The sequence below is a fragment of the Variovorax sp. KK3 genome (assembly GCF_001984055.1).
Lineage (GTDB): Bacteria > Pseudomonadota > Gammaproteobacteria > Burkholderiales > Burkholderiaceae_C > Variovorax.
In genome coordinates this window covers 1-19,009 of the sequence record NZ_LYVO01000019.1, presented here as the reverse complement: position 1 = coordinate 19,009, position 19,009 = coordinate 1, and the positions used below count along the sequence as shown (strand labels likewise).

Sequence of the window (19,009 nt, the reverse complement as noted above, 5' to 3'; positions counted from 1 at the left end):
ACGCCGATCGGCACGCCGCAGAGCCAGAGGATGATGCTTTTCATGGAAGGGTTCTCCTGTGTGGTTGTGTGCTTCCACGATAGGTCGCCGCGCGGCCCCGCACGGACGGAGAAGGCCCGAGCGCGAAGTAGGGCGAGGGCTTGCGTCGCCGTGCGCTACATCGACCAGATGCGCGGCGCCTGGCCTTGCATCTTCCACAGCTCGGCACGCCATGTGCGCCAGACCTGCCTCAACAGCTGCATGGCCGGCTCCACCACGGGTGCCAGCACCCGCAACACCACCACGCCGGGCTGCGGGCTGGTGGCGCCCGCGCTCTCGCACAGCGCGTGCGCCTCGGCCAGCGTGCGCGCGCAGTCCAGGGCCGCTTCGCGGCGTGCCCGCGCGAGGGGTGAGCCCGTGACGAAGAACATCGAGGCCAGGCAGCGATGCCCGGCCAGGCCCAACGGGCCGTCGAGCAGGCGCCGGTCGGCGGCTTCGATGCGGCCACGCTCCAGCCAGGCGCCCGGCAGCTCCAGGTGCTGCTGCAGCACGCCGCGCTCGAAGGGCTTGCCGGCATTGGGCAGGCCGAGGGCCACCACGTCCCAGCCGATCAGTTCGGCGCCCGCGGCCAGCCGCATCGTCAGCCGGTTTTCGGCGCGGCAGCCGCTGAAGCAGATCGCTTCCAACGGCAACCACTCGACGCGGGCGCCGGCCTCGAGGTCCAGCGTGGTGTGCTGCAGGGCGAGTTCGCCCTCGGAGCGATAGAAGCGGCTGGCGCCGGGCGTGGTGATCAGGCCGTGGCTGCCCGGGGCGGCGCGAACGGCAATGTCCAGGGTGTCGCCACCCACCAGCCCTCCGGGCGGATGCACCAGCACGTTGTGGCAGACCGTGTCGCCTTCGGGGTACAGGCTCTGAAGGATGCGCAGCGGGCCTTCATGGCGAAAGCGGGCGACGCTGCGTGCGCCTTCCAGTCGATAGTCGAGCGCGAGTCGCGCATTCCAGGGCATGGGCCGAGAGTGTAGGAGCAGGAAGGGAGGCGTCCCGGTGGCCGGAGTTCTTCGCCGAGAAGGTGGACAAGCTTGTGGAAAACTCGGCGAACAAGTCGAAAGAGCGTTGTCCTGCAAGGGATCGCACCAGGTTGCTCAAGGAATCGGCAGAGGAGAAAGCAGCCGACGCACCAGCCAAGTGCCTTTTTGCACCGCCAAGGCGGGGATGTGGAAAAAAGCGTTAACCGGATGTGACAGCCCTAGCTTTTCCACGCCCCCACATGCGCTGCGATGGCCTCGTCCAGCAACGCCGGCCCGACGCAATCGATGGGGTGCGGCGAGGCCTCGAACACGTCGCGGCAGGACAGCACCGCATCGCGTTGCTCGGCACGCTCGCCGCGGAACACGCGCAGCCGCTCGGCGTCGATGCCGAACACCACGCGGCCGATGTTCGACCAGAAGATGGCGCCTGCGCACATCACGCAGGGTTCGGCCGACGAATACAGCGTGGCGCCGGCCAGGGCTTCGCGCGGGAGCCCGCGCCCGGCCAGCATGCGCACTGCATTGGTTTCGGCGTGGCCGGTGACGTCGTCGGTCTCGGTGGTGTTGCAGTAGGCCTCGGCCAGCACCTCGCCGTCGGCCGACACGATGATCGCCCCGAAGGGCCGGTTGCCGCGCCGGCGCGCGGCATGCGACCAGACGATGGCTTTGCGAAGGTAGCGCCCGTCACGCTCGTCGAGCGGCGTTTCTGCGAGCACCGTGGGCAAGGTCTGCGCGTTCGTTCCCAAATGGTTCATGCCCTGATGCTACGTTCTCCGCGCGAAGGCAGCATCGAGCCGTTGAAGATGGCATCTGCCGAGGGCTTGCGCTTGAGGGCGAAGACCTCGGCCACCTCGTCGACCTGTTGCTCCAGCGTGAACTTGCGGATGTCGCCCAGGCCGTGCCCGGCCGTGTCTGCCGCGCCCACGTATTGCGCCGTGATGGCCCAGCGCTCGCGCTCCACCTTCTCGTCGAGGATCGGCTCGCGCTGGCGCATCGCCGCGATGCTGGGGCCGGGGTTCGCGAAGGTCTCGACGATGGCGCGGTTGGTGGCGCGCAAGAAGGCGGCGACCGCCTTCGGGTTCTGCGCCACCAGGTTGCTGCTCGCCAGGATCGCGTTGCCGTACAGGTTCACGCCCGCATCCGAATACTTGAGCACTGACAGCTCCTCGGGCTTCATCCGCGCGAAAAGCGAGATCGCCGAGTCGTGGAAGTAGGTCGCCGCGTCGACGTCGCCGCGCACCATCACGTTGTCGCGCGCACTGAAGTCAGTGGTTTGCCACTGGAAGGCGTCGCCGCTCATGCCTTGCTTGCGCGCCACCATGGGCCAGGCGCGGCGGGTCGACTCGACAGCCGCGGCCGCGACCTTCTTGCCCTGCAGGCTCTTGAAGTCGGAGGTGATGCCGCGGTCCTTGCGGCCGATGATCGCGAAGGGTGCGCGGTTGTAGTACTGGTACACCGCCTGCACCACCGGCGTGCCTGCGCCCTGCGCGTTGAACTCGATCAGCGAGCTGATGTCGCCGAGGCCCAGCTGGTACACGCCGCTCGCGATGCGGGTGATGGATGCGACCGAGCCCGCGCCGGTGTCGATCGCAACGTCGAGCCCCTCGTCGCGGTAGTAGCCCTTGCTCTCGGCCAGGAAGAAGGGCGCGGTCTGCCCGTTGATGCGGAAGTCGAGCGTGAACTTGATCGGCGTCAGCTTGCCGCCGTTGCCTTGTGCGAAGGCGCTGGAGACGGTTGGCAAAGCGATGGCGGCTGCACCGAGGGCAGCGGTGGCGCGGATGAACGAACGGCGTTGCATGGAGGTCTCTCCTGGAAATCGTGGGCCTTGAACGCCCGGCGTTGCGGCCGGGTACTCCAAGAGCAATTTCCGGGCGGGCGCACGATTCAAGTGCGTGCGCTGCTGAACGCTTCTACTCTTGGTCCGCTCAATGCAGGAGCCATGCCAGGCATGCCAAGGCAGACAAGGCATTCCTCGCGCCATTCGTGCGCATCGGCAGGCCCGCAACTTGCGTGAACTGCCCCGCAGAGTAGAAGCGTTCAGCCCCGGCCTTCCGATTCTTTTGGCAGGCCCGCGGCGGGAAATTGCTCTTTCACGGTCGTCCCCACACACCCAAGAAGGAGTCTTTCCATGCTCGTCACGCAGCAACCCGTGTTCCGCAAGTTCTGGCATGCCGTCATGCCGCTGTCCGACTTGCAGCAGGGCCCGCGTCCCTTCACGCTGCTCGGCGAAAACATCGTTCTCTTCCTCGATGCCGAGGGCCGACCGGCCGCGCTGCGCGACCGATGCTGCCACCGCACCGCGAAGCTGTCGAAGGGCTGGTGCGTGGATGACGCAGGGCGCGCGTGCGGGCAGGGCGCCATTCAATGCGGCTATCACGGCTGGACCTACGACCGAGGCGGCCGCGTGATCCGGATCCCGCAGTACGAGCCCGACCGCCCGATCTCGCCCGACTACCGCACCACCGCCTACCACTGCGTGGCGCGCTACGGCTATGCGTGGGTGGCGCTGGAAGACCCTGTCGCCGAGATCCCGCCCATCCCCGAGTTCGAGGCAGAGGGCTGGCGCACCATCTTCCAGTTCTACGAAGAGTGGCAGACCAGCCCCATGCGCGCGCTGGAGAACTCCTTCGACAACTCGCACTTCAGCTTCGTGCACCGCGCCACCTTCGGCGTGGCTGCGAGCCCCAAGCCCAGCAAGTACGAGCTGATCGAGAACGAGCAGGGCTTTCATGCCCAGACCACGATAGACGCCGCCAACCCACCGCAGTTTCATGCGATCAGCGGCGTGAAGGACGCGGTCACCACGCGCCACATGCGCAACGCCTACTTCCTGCCCTTCTCGCGCCGGCTCGACATCGAGTACCCCTCGGGCATCCGGCACGTCATCATCAATTGCTTCACGCCCATCGACGACGGCCGCATGCAGCTGTGCCAATGGCTGTTCCGCAACGACAGCGAGGCCGACTGCCCGGCGCAGATGCTGATCGACTTCGACGACCAGATCACGCGCGAAGACAAGGACATCCTCGAATCCACCGACCCCGATGCATTGGTCGACACGCGCCGTCGCGGCGTCGAGTACTCGATGGAGTCGGACCGCCCGGGCATGCTGATCCGCAAGCACCTGATGCAGCTGCTGGCGCGGCATGGCGAGAGCGAGGTGCATCGCGGCACCGTGGCGGTGCAGGCGCAGGCCAAGGCCGCCTGAGTCGACCACCACGCGCAGCCGGCAGGGGAGGGCCGGCCGGGCGCTACGTGTTTCCCCTCACGGACCCGTCAGATTCCGATCAGTGACGCGGCAGGAGCATCGCTTCCGCCCTCATCACTCGGAGACAAGCGTTCGTATGAAAGACAGAAACCTGGCCAGAGGTTTGTTCCTCATGGCGATCGCACTGGCCTTCGGCCTGCAATCGCTGCGCTACACCATCGGCGACTTCAGCCATGCGGGCCCCGGCCTCTTTCCCGCGCTGGTGAGCTCGCTGCTGTTCGTGATCGGCGTCGTCACTGTCATCCGGTCGCGGCTGGTCGACAAGGTGCGGCTCGACCTCAACCCCAAGAACATCGCGATCATCCTGGCGAGCCTCTGTGGCTTCGCGCTGATCTCGGAGCACCTCAACATGATCGCGGGCATCGTGTTCATGGTGTTCTGCTCGACGATGGCCGGCACCTCGTATTCGTGGGTGCGCAACGTCAAGATCGCGGCCGGCCTGGTCGCCATGGCGCTGCTTCTGCAGAAGCTGCTCGGCCTCAACCTGCCGCTCTACTGACCGCGCCATGGACGTCCTGCACAACCTGGCGTTCGGCTTCTCGCACGCCCTGACCATCCAGAACCTGATGTTCTGCGCCCTCGGGTGCGTCGTCGGAACGCTCGTCGGCCTGCTGCCCGGCCTGGGCCCGCTGGCCACCATCAGCCTGCTGCTGCCGCTGACCTATTCCATTCCCACCGGCGGTGCGCTCATCATGCTGGCCGGCATCTACTACGGTGCGCAGTACGGCGACAGCGTGAGCGCCATCACGATGAAGATCCCGCATGCGAGCCGCATCGTGGCCTGCATCGACGGCTACCAGATGACGCTCAAGGGCAAGACCGGGCTCGCGCTGTTCACGGCGGGGGTATCGAGCTTCATCGGCGGCACCATCGCGATCGTCGTGCTCTCGTGGCTGGCGCCGGTGCTCGGCGAGGTCGCCTTCCTCTTCGGGCCGGCCGACTACTGCGCCATGATGATGGTCGGCTTCGTCTGTGTGAGCTTCGTCACCACCGGCAGCCTGCTCAACGGCCTGGCCATGTGCCTGATCGGCGTGCTGCTGGGCCAGATCGGCACCGACGTGAACAGCGGCGTGGCGCGCTTCACCATGGACCTGCCTTTCCTCGTCGACGGCGTCGGCATCGTGAGCATCGCGCTCGGCTGCTTCGGCATCGCCGAGATCACGAAGAACCTCGACGCGCGCGAGGAGCGCTCGCCCTTCAACGGCAAGATCCACCTCATGCCGACCTGGGCCGAGTTCAAGCGCATCCTGCCCAGCGCACTGCGCGGCGGTGCCATCGGTTCCTTCTTGGGCATCTTGCCCGGCGGCGGACCGACCATCGCGCAGTTCGCGGCCTATGCCATCGACAAGAAGGTCAGCAAGTACAAGCACGAGATCGGCACCGGCTGCATCGAAGGTGTGGCCGGCCAGGCCGCCGCCGACGAAGCCGCCGCGCGCACCAGCTTCATTCCGCTGATGAGCATCGGCATTCCCGAGAACGCCGTGATGGCGTTGATGCTGGCAGCCTTCATCATCAAGGGCATCCAGCCCGGCCCCAACATGATCGCGAGCCACCCCGACCTGTTCTGGGGCCTGGTCGCGAGCATGTGGGTGGGCAACGTCTTCCTGCTGGTGCTCAACGTGCCGCTGGTGCGCTACTGGCTGTCGGTGTTCAAGATACCTTACAGCGTGTTGTTCCCGTCGATCCTGTTCTTCTGCTGCATCGGCACCTACAGCGTGAACAACAGCCTCGAAGACATCTTCATCACTGCCGCCTTCGGCTTCGTCGGCTACATGTTCATGCGGCTCGAGCTCGACGCCGCGCCGCTGATGCTGGGCTTCATCCTCGGCCCGATGCTCGAAGAGAACTTCCGCCGCTCGCTGCTGCTGAGCCGCGGCAGCTTCGGCATCTTCTTCACGCGGCCGATCAGCGGGACGCTGCTGGCGCTCGTGGGCGTGTTCGTGGCTTGGCAGTTGATCGCGTTCGTGCGGCAGGCGCGCCGGCCAGGTGCACCGCAGCGGCAGGAGGCCTGACGACCCGGCACCTGGGCGCTACCATCGGACGCCCTCGGCCCGGCCTGCGCCATGGCGGTGCAAGCCGGGCCGATCCATCTCCGGAAGGACTCCCATGACCATCACCGTTCGCCGCGACGGCACCACCGGCACGCGCCACATCGTCAAGATCCGCGGCCACGAGTTCGCCGTCGACACCTCGCTCGACGGCCACGATGCCGGCCCCAGCCCGCACGACCTGTACGACGCCGCGCTCGCGGCCTGCAAGGCGCTCACCGTGCTTGTCTACGCGCAGCACAAGGGCATTCCGGTCGAAGAGATCGAGGTGACGGTCGACCGCGACGACAGCCAGGAACGCCAGGGCGTCTACAAGCTCGACGCCACGCTCCACGTCTCCGGCGCGATCGGCGACGACCAGAAGGCGGCGTTGCTGCGTGTGGCGGGCAAGTGCCCGCTGCACAAGCTGATGACCGAGGTGAAGACGGAGATCGACACGCGGCTCGTGTGACGGACCGCGCTGCGCAGGTCAGGGCACGTTCGACGTGTTGATCTGGAACGGCCGCCCTTCCATCTTGTAGCCACCGCCGAACTCGATGCCGATGCCGTTGGTCGCCTGCACCGGGCATCCGCGCGGCGGCTGGCAGGCCCATTGCGCACCGCGGTCGGCGAAGACGACGGTGCCGTAGCGGTAGTTGAGCACCGACCGGCCCCCGTAGTCGGCCACGCTCATCGTCATGCCGACGTTGGCGAAGTTGTCGATGTCCTCGGCCGCGATGGGGTCGGCCATGCGGCTGTCCTGCAGGGTGCGCACCACGCGGCCGCCGCGGCCGTCCGGCGCGAAGCGCACCCACTGCACCTTGCGCTCGGCGCGCGAAGTCACGATCACCTGGCCGTTGAGCGGGTCGTCACGCATCGCGGGGTCGGGCTCGCCTTTCGAATGCGCGAGCGATGTCGGGTTGCGGCCCACCGCCACCTTGCCCAGCATGGCGATGTTGTCGGGCGACCCCGAGCCGTCCGCCGCGCCCAGCGCGTAGCCGCCCGTGCTGAAGATGCGCACCGCGCCTTCCTGCGTGGCGATCCAGGCCTGTGCATCCTTCGTGCGGGTGATGGTGGTCTTCACGGCCGTGGGCCGTGCATCGAGCGCGATGGTCTTCACCACCACCGGCCTGGCCTGCGGACGAAAGCCGAAGCCGTGCGGCCACTGCCGTTCTTCCTGCCCCACGCGGCCGAGGCGCTCGACCTGGTCGCTGAAGTACACGTCGTTGATGTAGCCGAAGAGCGGCTTCAGGTCGATGAAGGCCGCCTTCTGCTCCGACTTCGACACCACCACCGCGATGCCGCCTTTCGCATAGCGCTGGTAGTTCTCGCCGTAGCGCGTGAACGAGCGCCAGTTGTACGCCAGCGGCGAATGCTTCTGGCCCATGAAGAGGCCGCCGCCCAGCACCGTGGCGAAGGGATGCATGCCGGTGGTCACCGCGATCTCGGTGGGCGCCTTCATGTCATCGGGCAGGTCCACGTAGCCCATGACCTTCATGAAGGCGATGTTGCCCATGTTGGGCAGGCCGGGGTAGACGCCCTGCCATTCGTTCCACCACTCGTAGTAGGGGCCTTCGAGCTTGCAGCCGTCGCACAGGCCGGCCAGCGCGACCACGGCCACCTGGCCCTTAAGCGCAGCGGTGTCCCACACCGTGACGAAGGCGAACTCGCTGTTGGCGGTCATCGCCACGGCCGTCGGCACCTTGTTGGGCGCCAGTTGCGCGGTGGCCTGGTTGTGCGCCGTATTGCTGCCGGTGGTGGCCAGCAGACCGTTCTGGAAGGCGATCACCGATGTCGGGCAGTAGCCGGCCGGCCCGCTGCAGCGGCCGGCCGCGATGGGGCGGGCGCTGCCGTCGTTGGGCAGCAGCGCGGCCGACCGGTACTTCACCGCGTTGACGCTGTCCAGCCCGCCGCCGCCGAGCTGCCAGGGCAACTGCGGCTTCTGCGCATAGGTGTTGGTCTCGAAGGCCGACGCCTGCAGGTCGCCCACGCCGGCGCGCTGCACCGGGTCGTCGGCCACGAAGACCACGCTCGACTGGTTGGTGGAGTACGAGAAGTCGACTTCCCGGCGCGGCCCGCCGACCTGCCAGGACGTGCGGCAGTCCGACGGATTGCCGCAGCGTGCGAACTGGTCCTGCCGCTCGAACAAGGTGGGGCGCTTCGCATCGGCAGCGGCGTCGGGCGCGCCTGCGGGGCCGTAGCGGTAGGCGATGCCCTGGTCTTCGCCCAGCACCGATGCCAGCGCGCGGTAGGCCTCGGGCACGATCTTGCCGGCGCGGTCCACCACATCGGTCACGCCGGTCACGCCGGAAGTGGCGGCCGTCGAGCGCACGGCCCGCAACGGTGCCGGGCCGCTCAGGCTGCACGCCTTGCGCACGTTCGGCGCCGGGTCCATGCCGAAGAAGGCGTTGGTGCAGCTGCCCCGCGCGTCGACGATCTTTTCCACCCAGCGTTCGCCGGCGCCGTAGCGCACGCGCGCCGGGGCCTGGAGCACGAAGTCGTCGCCTTCCGCACGGGACCAGTTGCGGTCGGGCGACTGCGCCATGGCCGGCTGCGCGAGCCAGAAGAGGAGGGGCGACGTGAACGCGGCGAGGCGGGCAAGGTTCATCCGTTGCATTCTCCATTTCCGGCGCTGGCAACGGCCATTGATCCATGCAAGGATGCCGGGCTATTCGCGTCGACCATTCCATCCACAAGAAAGGCGGAACCATGGACCTCCAACTCAAGGGCAAACTCGCACTCGTCACCGGCAGCACCGCCGGCATCGGCCACGCCATCGCGGCGGCACTGGCGGCCGAAGGCGCGCGCGTCATCGTCAACGGCCGCAAGCAGGAGGCGGTCGACAAGGCGGTGGCCGGCATCCAGGCAGGCGAAGGCGGGGAGGTGCTGGGCTTCGCAGGCGACCTGAGCACCGCCGCGGCGGCCGAGGCGCTGGTCGGGCAGTTCCCGGGCATCGAGATCCTGGTCAACAACCTGGGCATCTTCGAGCCCAAGCCCTTCGAGGACATCCCCGACGAGGACTGGCTGCGCTTCTTCGACGTCAACGTGCTCAGCGGCGTGCGCCTGGCGCGCCTGGTGCTGCCGGCCATGAAGCGCGCCGACTGGGGCCGCATCGTCTTCGTGTCGAGCGAAAGCGCCCTGCAGATACCGGCCGAGATGATCCATTACGGCATGACCAAGACGGCGCAGATCGCCGTCGCGCGCGGCCTGGCCGAGTCGCTGGCCGGCACCGGCATCACCGTCAACAGCGTGTTGCCCGGCCCGACCCGGTCGCGCGGCGTGGGCGATTTCGTGGAAGCGCTGGCCAAGGCCGACGGCATGTCCTTCGAGGCCTACGAGAAGCAGTTCTTCGAGAAGGTGCGACCGACCTCGCTGATCAAGCGCTTCGAAACGCCGGAAGAGATCGCGAGCCTGGTGGCCTACGTGGCGAGCCCGCTGTCGTCGGGAACGACCGGCGCCGCGCTGCGGGTCGACGGCGGCTGCACCAAGAGCGCCTTCTAGGCCGGGCACTCGCGCGACGCGGCCGGCGCGGGCCGCGACCTTACACCGCCAGACGCGTTGCGCCGACGCGTGACCGCCAGTGCCGCGTCTAACTTTCCAGAGCCGGCTGTGGCGGGACCACCGTCCACTGTCGGCTCCCGACGCGCCCATGCCCGACCTCCATCTCCAGCATCTCCAATACCTTCGATCGCTTGCAGAAGCGGACGGCACCGTGCCGTCACTTACACAAGTGCTGGAGGCCGGCATCGGCGACCTCCCGCTGCCGGGTGCTGGCCGGACGCTGGCCCGCTGGCGCTTGCTCGCCGAGGTGGCGGCGTGCGATCTCTCGCTCGCCAAGCTTTTCGAAGGACACACCGATGCCTTGGCCATCCTTGCCGAACTCGGCGGTCGCGCGCCCGAAGCCGGCAGCCGCTGGGGAACCTGGTGCGCGGAGCCGCCGACCGCGCGGCTGGCGATGCGCGAGGTTTCGTCGGGGCGCGTGCGGCTCTCGGGCACCAAGGCCTGGTGCTCGGGCGCGAACGACGTGACCCATGCGGTCGTGAGCTGCTGGAACGAAGCCTCCGAGCCTTGCCTCGCGGCCGTCGCGCTGCAGGCGCCGGGCGTCACCGTGACAGGCGAAGGATGGTCGGCCGTCGGCATGGCTGCGAGCGGCAGCGTCGAGGTTCGATTCGAGGATGCCGAGGCCACGGCGCTCGGTGGCCCCGGTGATTACGTCGCACGCCCCGGCTTCTGGCACGGCGGTGCCGGCATCGCCGCCTGCTGGTTCGGCGGCGCACTCGGCATCGCGCGCGCACTGCACCGCGGCGCCGGCGGCAAGCCGGACCCGCACCGCCTGGCGCACCTGGGTTCGGTCGACGTCGCACTGCAAGCCGCGGCGGTGGTGTTGCGGGAGAGTGCGGCATGGATCGACGCACACCCCCAAGCCGATGCGCAGGCCGTGGCGCTGCGTGCCCGGCTCGTGGTCGAGCAGGCCGCCACCGAAGTCATGCGACACGCCGGCCGGGCGCTCGGCGCCACGCCCTTCTGCCGCGACCCGCACTTCGCCCGTGCCATGGCGGACCTGCCCGTCTATCTGCGGCAAAGCCACGCGGAACGCGATCTCGCCGCCCTGGGCAGCTTGATCGCGGCCGACCAGGAGCGCGACAAGGAGCGTGACCCATGGACGCTGTGAGCGATCGGCGCATCGAAGGCGAGGGCACCTCCGAAGAAGCCTGGCGCGCGTGGCTGTCGGCTGCGGCGATCGGCGATGTCGACGCGGTGACGCTCATGGCCGGCCGGGCGCGGGCCGTCGTGGTCGCCCCGCATCCCGACGACGAGTTGCTGGTCGCCGGCGGGCTGATGGTGTTGCTGGCACAGGCCGGCATTCCTGTGCAGGTCGTCGCCGTGACGGACGGCGCCGCGAGCCATCCGGGTTCTTCCATCTGGCCGCCGTCGCGCCTGGCCCGCATGCGGCCGCTGGAAAGCCGGCAGGCGCTGCGTTGCCTGGGCCTCGATGTCGAGCCGCTGCGGCTGGGCCTGCCCGATGGCGGCCTGCGCGCGCTGGGTCCGGCGTTGCTCGATCGACTGCAGCCGCTGGTGCGGCCCGACGACCTGATCGTCACGACCTGGCGGCTCGACGGCCATCCCGACCACGAAGCCACCGGCGATGCATGCGTTGGGCTCGCCGCGCGCTCCGGCGCCGGCCTGCTCGAAGTACCCGTGTGGGCCTGGCATTGGGCCGCGCCCGGCGATCCTCGCATTCCATGGCAGCGCGCCAGACGCCTGCAACTGTCGCCCGCGTTGGTCGACCGCAAGCGCCGCGCGCTGCACAGCCATGCCAGCCAGCTCGAGCCCGACGCTTCGACCGGCGCCGGCCCGATCCTCCCGGCCAAGGCGGTGGCGCGGGCATCGTGGCCTTTCGAAGTGGTGCTGGCATGAGCGGGCCGGAGTCCGACTATTTCGCCCGTCTCTACCGTGGGAGCGACGACCCCTATGGCGTCGGCACGCGCTGGTACGAGGAACGCAAGTGCGCGCTGCTGATGGCATCGCTGCCCCGGCGGCGCTATCGCAGCGCTTACGAGCCCGCCTGCGGCGTCGGCGTGCTGACCCTGGCTCTGGCCGACCGTTGTGACCAGGTGCTCGCGAGCGACTTCGACGCGCGGGCGGTGGACCTGGCACGGGACAGGGCGCGCACGCGCGACAACGTGCGCGTCGAGCAGCACGTGCTGCCGGCGCAGTGGCCGCGCGACGACGGCCCCTTCGACCTGATCGTGCTCAGCGAGATCGGCTATTTCCTCGACGAAGCATCGATGCGCGCCACGGCCGCCTGCTGCGGCGATGCGCTGGCGCTCGGCGGCAGCCTGGTCGCGTGCCACTGGCGGCCTGACTTCGAGGAACGCACGCTTTCCACGTTGAAGGTCCACGCGATCCTGGCCGAGCTCCGCCTTCCGCGCCTGCTGCGCCACGAAGAAGACGACTTCATCCTCGAGGTGTGGTCGCGCGACCCGCGCTCGGTGGCGCAGCAGGAAGGCATCCGTTGAGCGAGATCGCCGATCTGCTGCAGTGGCCCGCCTTCGTCGCCTCGGTGCTGGCCGCCTGGCTGGTGGCGTCCAACGACAAGGGCCGCCGCAACGTCGGCTTCTGGGTCTTCCTGGCGAGCAACGTGCTGTGGACCGTCTGGGGCTTTCAGCAGAAGGCCTGGGCGCTCATCGCGCTCCAGGTCTGCCTGGCCATCATGAACGTGCGGGGCCTCAAGAAGACGGACGAGTGACCGCGACGGTCGTCAATCGATCCAGGGCCCTCCCAGCATCGACTGGATGTACGCCGCCACCTTGACCAAGTCCGCGTCCGACATCGGGATCGGTGGCGCGTCGACGAGGTGTTCGCTGACCAGGTGCAGCTTGGCCGCCGCGTTGGGCTGCTCCTGCAGCAGCACCGCGATCGCCGCGGTGTGGGCCACGGCACGCAGTTCCAGCGCACGCAGCCGTTCGTTGACTTCTTCCATGTCCATCTTGTCCCGCCTCCTCGGGCCTCAAGTCGAAAACCCGGATTCTGCGCCGCCGAAGCGCGGGCGCGTGTCAGCGCCTTGCGGTTAGCATGGTCGGGAGATGCGTCCCAGCAACACAGCAACACGGCGCTGCGACGGAGCGACGCGATAGAACCGACACAACAGAAGACAGAAGAGACCCCATGCGGATACTGCTCGTCGAAGATGACCGGGTGCTGGCCGATGCGCTGTCCCGCGCGCTCGTGCAGTCGGCCCATGCCGTCGACGTGGTGTCCACCGGCGAAGAGGCCGACCATGCGCTGGTGCCGGCCATCTACGACCTCGCCATCCTCGACATCGGCCTGCCCGGCCTGAGCGGGCTCGACGTGCTCAAGCGCCTGCGCGCGCGCAAGTCCACCATGCCGGTCCTCATGCTCACCGCCTTCGACACGCTGGCAGACCGCGTGCGCGGCCTCGACCTGGGCGCGGACGACTACCTGGCCAAGCCCTTCGACCTGCCCGAGCTCGAAGCCCGCGTGCGCGCGCTGCTGCGCCGCAGTACGCAGTCCACGCCATTCCTCGAACACGGCCTGCTGCGCTACGACACCGTGGGGCGCCGTGTCTTCCACGACAAGCGCCCGCTCGACCTGTCGCCGCGCGAACTGGCCCTGCTCGAACTGCTGCTGATGCGCGCCGGCCGCGTGGTGAGCAAGGAGCAGCTGGTCAACCACCTGTACGGCTGGGGCGACGAGGTCGGCGACAACGCCATCGAAGTCAACGTCTACCGCCTGCGCAAGAAGCTGGAGCCGCTGGGCTGCGAGATCCGCACCGTGCGCGGCATGGGCTACCTGATCGACAGCAGCGATGGGGAAGGCTGAGCCCCGGCTGCAGCGCAAGTTGCTGGCGTGGCTGCTGGGCCCGCTCGCCGTGCTGCTGGTGCTCGACACCGGCGTCGCCTACTGGAACTCGCTGCGCTTCGCCAACCTGGCCTACGACCGTGCGCTGCACGAGATCGGCCGCGAGATCGCGCTGCACGTCAAGCTCGACGGCACGCGGCCCCGGCTCGAACTGTCGGAGCCGGCCGCCAACGTGCTGCTGCTCGACCAGGAAGACCGGCTCTTCTACCGAGTGGTGGGCGAGGACGGCGCCGAACTCGGCGGCGACGCCCAGCTGCCCTCGCCGCGCAACGGCAAGCCCCCGGCGCCCGACTTCTACGGCGCCGAATTCCGCGGCGAGCCGGTGCGCATGATGGTCGCCTGGATGCCCGTCGGGCCCGACGCCGGGCCGCCGCAAGTCCGCGTGCAGGTGGCCGAGACGCTCAACAAGCGCGACCACCTGACCTGGGAGATGGTGGCCAACGTGGTGCTGCCGCAACTGCTGCTGATGGTCATGGCCACCCTGGTCGTGTGGTTCGGCGTGTCGCGAGGCCTGGAGCCCCTGCAGCGGCTGCGGCGTGCCGTGGCCAACCGCTCGCACCTGGACCTGAGCCCGATCGACACCCACGACGTGCCGGGCGAAGTGCGGCCGCTGGTGGACGACGTCAACGAGCTCATGGCGCGGCTCGGGCGCACCTTCGACTTCCAGAACCGCTTCGTCGCCGACGCGGCCCACCAGCTCAAGACCCCCGTGAGCGGCCTCAAGGCCCAGATCGAACTCGCGCTGCGCGAGAACGACCTGGAGCGCGTGCGCCATTCGCTGGCCCAGCTCTACATCAGCGCCGACCGGTTGTCGCGGCTGGTGCGGCAGCTGCTTTCGCTGGCCCGCAACGAACCCGGCGCGCTCGACTCCATGCAGCTGCGGCCGCTGGACCTGAACGCCCATGCGCTCGAAGTGAGCATGGAATGGGTGCCGCAGGCCCTCAAGCGCGACATCGACCTGGGCTTCGAAGGCACCGAGCACGCGCTGATGATCGATGCCGACCACGACCGCCTGCGCGAGCTCGTCAACAACCTCATCGACAACGCCATCCGCTACAGCCATCCGGGCGGCCGCGTGACCGTGCAGACCGCCCAGATCGGCGACGACCAATGCCGCCTCGCCATCAACGACGACGGCCCCCGCATTCCGGTGCAGGACCGCGCGCGCATCTTCGAGCGCTTTCACCGCCTGCTGGGCACGCAGGAAGACGGCAGCGGCCTCGGCCTGGCCATCGTCAGCGAGATCGCCACGCTGCATGGCGCGCGCATCACGCTCGAAGAAGACATCGATGGGGTGGGCAACACTTTCAGCGTGTTTTTCCCGTTGCGCACAGGTGACAGGGTGGTGTAGAGGAGAGGCCGTTTGGTCAGGTTTCTGACAGCTTGCGGACATGCGGCTGTCAGCCAGCCGGCAGAAAGGTGACAGGACAGGTCTCTAACCTCGGGATGACGGAACCGCGGTGGTTCCGATTCATTTTCAGGAGACACCGTGTCGTTCTTGTCGAGCCCCGATTTCTGGATCGCCCTGTCGCAGATCATCCTCATCAACATCGTCCTGAGTGGCGACAACGCGGTCGTCATCGCGATGGCCTCACGCTCGCTGCCGCCTGCGCAGCAGAAAAAGGCCATCATCTTCGGGAGCGTGGGCGCGATCGTCCTGCGCGTCATCCTGACCTTCTTCGCCGTCTACCTGCTCACGCTGCCGTACCTCAAGCTGGTCGGTGCAGCGCTGCTGTTCTGGATCGGCATCGGCCTGCTCAAGGGTGAAGACGAAGAGTCGCACCTCGAAGGCCATGCCGGCCTGGCTGCCGCCATCAAGACCATCGTGCTGGCCGACCTGGTGATGAGCCTGGACAACGTGGTCGGCGTGGCCGCCGCAGCCAAGGGCAACGTGCCGCTGCTGGTCTTCGGCCTCGTCATCAGCATCCCGCTGATCATCTTCGGCAGCACCCTCATCCTCAAGCTGATGGACCGCTTCCCGATCATCATCGTTCTCGGCGCGGCCCTGCTGGGCTGGGTGGCCGGCGAGATGGCGGTGTCCGACCCGGCCATCGCCGGCTGGGTTGCCGACCACCACTTCCTGCACACGGTCGTTCCGGCCTTCGGTGCCGCCGCCGTGGTCGCGCTCGGCAAGTGGATCAACAGCCGCCGTCCGCCCCGCGAAGAAGCCCCTGCCGCGGGCAGCCAACCGGCTGTCGGCAACAGGTAAGCCATGACGCGCATCCTGGTACCCATCGATCCGACCGAGCCTGCGCGCACGCGCTCGGCGATCGAAGAGGTCGTGCGCATGCGCCGCAACGATCGGGTCAGCATCCGCCTGCTGCGGGTGGTGCCCAAGGTCTCGGGGCATGTCGCCATGCTCTTCGGCAAGCAGGAACTGCTCGAGCTTCAGCTCGAGGCAGGGGCTGAAGAGCTCGAATACGCACGCAGCCTGCTCGACCTGGCCGGCATTCCCTGCACCTGCACGGTGCTGGTGGGGCGCACGGCCGAGACCATCGCCACGGCGGCCCGCGACTACGGCTGCGACCGCATCGTCTTCGGCCGCGACGAGCCGAGCCTGGCCGGCAAGATCTTCGGCTCGCTGGCGCAGCAGGTGAGGCATCACCTGGGGGCCAGCGGAGACGAAGGGCGGATGCCGCAGGTCATCGGCTCGTGACGCACCGGCGCGGGCTTGCCGCGCTTCGTGTATGCACTCGTTCGAGCGCATGACCTACTCCGCCTGAAGAGGCCGGACGACGGTGCCCGCATCGGCTGGGCGGAGACATTTAAAGCTCCATCATGAGGAGCAGCCATGGCTGGCCTGGACAAGCCGCCTCGCAGCGGCGACGAATCTGCGTCAGCTTTGGCCCTGTCGACGGCATCGCCGGACGCGCAAGGCGCTTTGGCGGCCATCGCCGCGGTCATTCCCGAATTGAAATTGGTGCTCGGGCTGCTGAGCGGCAGCGTGATCGTCGCCGCGCTGTACTTCGGCCGCGACATCCTGATTCCCCTTGCGCTGGCCTTCCTGCTGGGCTTCGTGCTCGACCCGCTCGTGACGCTGCTGAAGCGCCGCGGCCTGCCGCGGGCGCCGGCCGTGATCGTCGTGGTCGCGTTCGCGCTGGGCATGGTGGGCTTGGCCGCTGTCTTCCTGGGCCACCAGGTCAGCACGCTGAGCGCGCAGCTCCCCACGTACCAGACCAACATCAAGACCAAGCTGCAAAACCTCAGGGAGAGCGCCAATCGGCCCGGCATGTTCGATGGCGCGCTGAGGACATTCGACACGCTCAAGAAAGAGGTCGAGCAGACATCGCCCGTCATCGAACGCGGCAACGCGCCCGTGGAGAGGGGAAGCGCGCCATCTTCACCGCCCCAGCGCGTACAACTCACCGAGCGGCCGCAGTCGGCGTTCCAGCAGGCCATCACCTGGCTGGAGGCGGCGAGCGGACCGCTCGCGACCGCAGGCATCGTGCTGGTGTTCGTCGTGTTGATCCTCCTGGACCGGCTCGATCTGCGGGACCGTCTGTTGCGCCTGTGGGGCGGCAGCCTGCACAGGTCGACCGATGCCATGGACGAGGCGGGCCAGCGCATCAGCCGCTATCTGACGATGCAGCTGGTCGTCAACCTGAGCTACGGCGTGCCGATGGCCGCCGGCCTGTGGTTCATCGGCGTGCCGGGCGCCATCCTCTGGGGCGCGGTCGCGGCGGTGATGCGCTTCGTGCCCTACATCGGCCCCATGATCTCGGCCGTCTTTCCGATCGGCCTGGCGTTCGCCGTGGACCCCGGCTGGAGCATGGTGCTCTGGACGATCGGGCTGATCGTCGCGCTCGAAATGCTCAGCAACAACGTGATCGAACCTTGGCTGTATGGCGTGAGCACGGGCTTGTCGGCGATGTCGCTGATGGTTTCCGCCACCTTCTGGACGGCGTTGTGGGGGCCGCTCGGGCTGATCATGTCGACCCCGCTCACGGTCTGCCTGCTGGTCATCGGCCGGCATCTGCCGCGGCTGCGCTTCCTCGACGTGCTTCTGGGCAGCCAGCCCGCGCTGGACACGCCGACGCGCATCTACCAGCGGCTCATCGCCGGCGACGTCGACGAAGTCAGCGAACTTGCCGAGGAGCACGTCGTCGACGGCAACGTGGCAGGCTTCTACGACGAGATCGGACTGCCGGTGCTGCGCATGGCCTCCAGCGACCACGCCAGCGTGGCGACCGTCGAGCACCGCCATCGCGTCGTCATCGGGATGGACACGCTGATCGACGACCTGCGCGAGCAGTATCCGGAGCCGGAAGCCAGCGGCACGGTCCGTGTCGTCGCGATCGGCGGCAAGTGGGAGGCCGACACGCTGGCGGCCCGCATGCTGGCGCACGCCATGGCGTTGCAAGGGCAGCGGTCCGGCGTCCGAAAGCCTGGCACCGTCACGGGCGACTACATCGCCGGGCTGGATCTGGACGGCGCGCAGTGCGTGTGCGTGTCGTACCTGAGTCCCGAGCCGCAGGTGCACGCGCGCCACCTGTGCCGAAGGCTCAAGCGCCGCTGGCCCGAGGTGAAGGTCGTCCTCGCGTGCTGGAACGCGCCGGCCGAGCTGTTGGTCGAAGACGCGTGCAAGGGCCTGGGTGCCGATGCGATCGTGACGTCGGTCGGCGAGGCCGTCATGCGTGTGTCCTCCATCGCGGGAGTCCGGTTGACCGAAGAATTCCTGGCCGCCCCGGTCGGCGAGGCCGACCCCGCACGGGTCGCCGCGCTGCTGAGCAGTGGCGCCCTCGATGCGCGTGCCCAGGCCCTATTCGACGCCGCGTCGCAGCGCGCCGCGGACATCTTCGACGTGCCCCTGGCCATGGTGTCATTGATCGATGCGGAAACTCAGTACGTGCGTGGCGCGCATGGCGGCCTCGAAGGCACCGATTCGACGCCGACCGTGCGCGGCGAGGACTTGAACATGCCGCGAGCCTTGTCGATGTGCGGCCACGTCGTCGCCAACGTCAAGACGCTCGTCGTGCCCGACATCGCCCGAGACATGCGATTCGCCGGCAACCCGGCGCTCCAGTCGAAAGGCCTGCGCTTCTACGCCGGTGCGCCGCTGCGCGACGCGGGCGGGCACGTCCTGGGCACTTTGTGCCTTCTGGATACCGAGCCGCGCGCGTTGAATCAACGGGAGATCCGCCTGCTGGAAGCCATGGCCGACGATCTGATGAAGACCCTGGCCGCCAGCGTCGTGCAATGGGGCGACGTGCTTCCCGTGCCGATGGCGACGACGGTCAATTCGGCCACGCTCGGGCAGCCGGTGCCGGCGGCCTAGTTGTGATGTCTCAATAGGTTGTTCACCCGGAAGGGTCTGGGAGACTGGA

19 protein-coding genes are annotated in these 19,009 nt (G+C 68.2%); 14 read left to right on the top strand and 5 right to left on the bottom strand.

Annotation, left to right across the window (positions count from 1 at the left end; genetic code table 11):
• Positions 1-155: 155 nt before the first annotated feature.
• The 3 genes from B0W80_RS11545 to B0W80_RS11535 all read right to left on the bottom strand — a co-directional run bounded on the left by B0W80_RS11545 (position 156) and on the right by B0W80_RS11535 (position 2,805).
• A complete protein-coding gene (locus B0W80_RS11545) occupies positions 156-986 on the bottom strand; it encodes an urease accessory protein UreD (protein WP_076999281.1) in 831 nt (276 codons plus the stop codon).
• Between the two features lie 239 nt (positions 987-1,225).
• Positions 1,226-1,762 carry a nucleoside deaminase gene (locus B0W80_RS11540; RefSeq protein ID WP_076999280.1) on the bottom strand — a complete coding sequence of 179 codons (537 nt, stop codon included), beginning with the start codon at positions 1,760-1,762 and terminating at the stop codon, positions 1,226-1,228.
• Positions 1,759-2,805, bottom strand: coding sequence for an ABC transporter substrate-binding protein (locus B0W80_RS11535; RefSeq protein WP_076999279.1), 1,047 nt, complete (start codon positions 2,803-2,805; stop codon positions 1,759-1,761). Before B0W80_RS11535 ends, B0W80_RS11540 begins: the two co-directional genes overlap by 4 nt.
• A gap of 330 nt (positions 2,806-3,135) precedes the next feature.
• Here B0W80_RS11535 and B0W80_RS11530 point away from each other — a divergent pair, with 330 nt between their 5' ends.
• The 4 genes from B0W80_RS11530 (at position 3,136) to B0W80_RS11515 (ending at position 6,774) form a co-directional block, all read left to right on the top strand.
• The gene (locus B0W80_RS11530) at positions 3,136-4,215 is read left to right on the top strand and encodes an aromatic ring-hydroxylating dioxygenase subunit alpha (protein WP_076999278.1); all 1,080 of its coding nucleotides are present in this window, start codon (positions 3,136-3,138) and stop codon (positions 4,213-4,215) included.
• 136 nt (positions 4,216-4,351) lie between these two features.
• Positions 4,352-4,774 (top strand): tripartite tricarboxylate transporter TctB family protein, encoded by a 423-nt coding sequence (locus tag B0W80_RS11525; protein ID WP_076999277.1) that lies wholly within the window; start codon positions 4,352-4,354, stop codon positions 4,772-4,774.
• A gap of 7 nt (positions 4,775-4,781) precedes the next feature.
• The gene (locus tag B0W80_RS11520; protein WP_076999276.1) at positions 4,782-6,287 is read left to right on the top strand and encodes a tripartite tricarboxylate transporter permease; all 1,506 of its coding nucleotides are present in this window, start codon (positions 4,782-4,784) and stop codon (positions 6,285-6,287) included.
• A 94-nt stretch (positions 6,288-6,381) separates the two neighbouring features.
• Positions 6,382-6,774 (top strand): OsmC family protein, encoded by a 393-nt coding sequence (locus B0W80_RS11515; RefSeq protein ID WP_076999275.1) that lies wholly within the window; start codon positions 6,382-6,384, stop codon positions 6,772-6,774.
• A gap of 18 nt (positions 6,775-6,792) precedes the next feature.
• Here B0W80_RS11515 and B0W80_RS11510 read toward each other — a convergent pair whose 3' ends face one another.
• Positions 6,793-8,910: a hypothetical protein gene (locus B0W80_RS11510; protein WP_076999274.1), complete on the bottom strand. Its 2,118-nt coding sequence runs from the start codon at positions 8,908-8,910 to the stop codon at positions 6,793-6,795.
• Positions 8,911-9,011: 101 nt separating this feature from the next.
• Here B0W80_RS11510 and B0W80_RS11505 point away from each other — a divergent pair, with 101 nt between their 5' ends.
• The 5 genes from B0W80_RS11505 to B0W80_RS11485 all read left to right on the top strand — a co-directional run bounded on the left by B0W80_RS11505 (position 9,012) and on the right by B0W80_RS11485 (position 12,552).
• Positions 9,012-9,803: an SDR family NAD(P)-dependent oxidoreductase gene (locus B0W80_RS11505; protein WP_076999273.1), complete on the top strand. Its 792-nt coding sequence runs from the start codon at positions 9,012-9,014 to the stop codon at positions 9,801-9,803.
• Positions 9,804-9,951: 148 nt separating this feature from the next.
• Entirely contained in the window at positions 9,952-10,974 is a 1,023-nt protein-coding gene (locus B0W80_RS11500) for an acyl-CoA dehydrogenase family protein (RefSeq protein WP_218668891.1), read from the top strand.
• Positions 10,962-11,720 carry a PIG-L deacetylase family protein gene (locus tag B0W80_RS11495; RefSeq protein WP_076999272.1) on the top strand — a complete coding sequence of 253 codons (759 nt, stop codon included), beginning with the start codon at positions 10,962-10,964 and terminating at the stop codon, positions 11,718-11,720. Before B0W80_RS11500 ends, B0W80_RS11495 begins: the two co-directional genes overlap by 13 nt.
• Positions 11,717-12,322, top strand: a complete 606-nt coding sequence (locus tag B0W80_RS11490; RefSeq protein ID WP_076999271.1) for a bifunctional 2-polyprenyl-6-hydroxyphenol methylase/3-demethylubiquinol 3-O-methyltransferase UbiG — start codon at positions 11,717-11,719, stop codon at positions 12,320-12,322. Before B0W80_RS11495 ends, B0W80_RS11490 begins: the two co-directional genes overlap by 4 nt.
• Entirely contained in the window at positions 12,319-12,552 is a 234-nt protein-coding gene (locus B0W80_RS11485) for a hypothetical protein (protein WP_076999270.1), read from the top strand. The genes B0W80_RS11490 and B0W80_RS11485 overlap by 4 nt, the downstream gene beginning before the upstream one ends.
• Positions 12,553-12,564: 12 nt before the next feature.
• Here B0W80_RS11485 and B0W80_RS11480 read toward each other — a convergent pair whose 3' ends face one another.
• A complete protein-coding gene (locus B0W80_RS11480) occupies positions 12,565-12,792 on the bottom strand; it encodes a hypothetical protein (RefSeq protein WP_076999269.1) in 228 nt (75 codons plus the stop codon).
• Positions 12,793-12,971: 179 nt separating this feature from the next.
• Between B0W80_RS11480 and B0W80_RS11475 the strand changes: the two genes are divergently transcribed.
• The 5 genes from B0W80_RS11475 to B0W80_RS11455 all read left to right on the top strand — a co-directional run bounded on the left by B0W80_RS11475 (position 12,972) and on the right by B0W80_RS11455 (position 18,960).
• The gene (locus tag B0W80_RS11475) at positions 12,972-13,646 is read left to right on the top strand and encodes a response regulator transcription factor (RefSeq protein WP_076999268.1); all 675 of its coding nucleotides are present in this window, start codon (positions 12,972-12,974) and stop codon (positions 13,644-13,646) included.
• Entirely contained in the window at positions 13,633-15,036 is a 1,404-nt protein-coding gene (locus tag B0W80_RS11470) for a sensor histidine kinase (RefSeq protein ID WP_076999267.1), read from the top strand. Before B0W80_RS11475 ends, B0W80_RS11470 begins: the two co-directional genes overlap by 14 nt.
• A 138-nt stretch (positions 15,037-15,174) precedes the next feature.
• On the top strand, positions 15,175-15,894 hold the full coding sequence (locus B0W80_RS11465) for a TerC family protein (RefSeq protein WP_076999266.1): 720 nt from the start codon (positions 15,175-15,177) through the stop codon (positions 15,892-15,894).
• Positions 15,895-15,897: 3 nt separating this feature from the next.
• Positions 15,898-16,341 carry a universal stress protein gene (locus B0W80_RS11460; protein ID WP_076999265.1) on the top strand — a complete coding sequence of 148 codons (444 nt, stop codon included), beginning with the start codon at positions 15,898-15,900 and terminating at the stop codon, positions 16,339-16,341.
• Positions 16,342-16,476: 135 nt separating this feature from the next.
• Positions 16,477-18,960, top strand: coding sequence for an AI-2E family transporter (locus B0W80_RS11455; RefSeq protein ID WP_083745318.1), 2,484 nt, complete (start codon positions 16,477-16,479; stop codon positions 18,958-18,960).
• Positions 18,961-19,009: the final 49 nt, after the last annotated feature.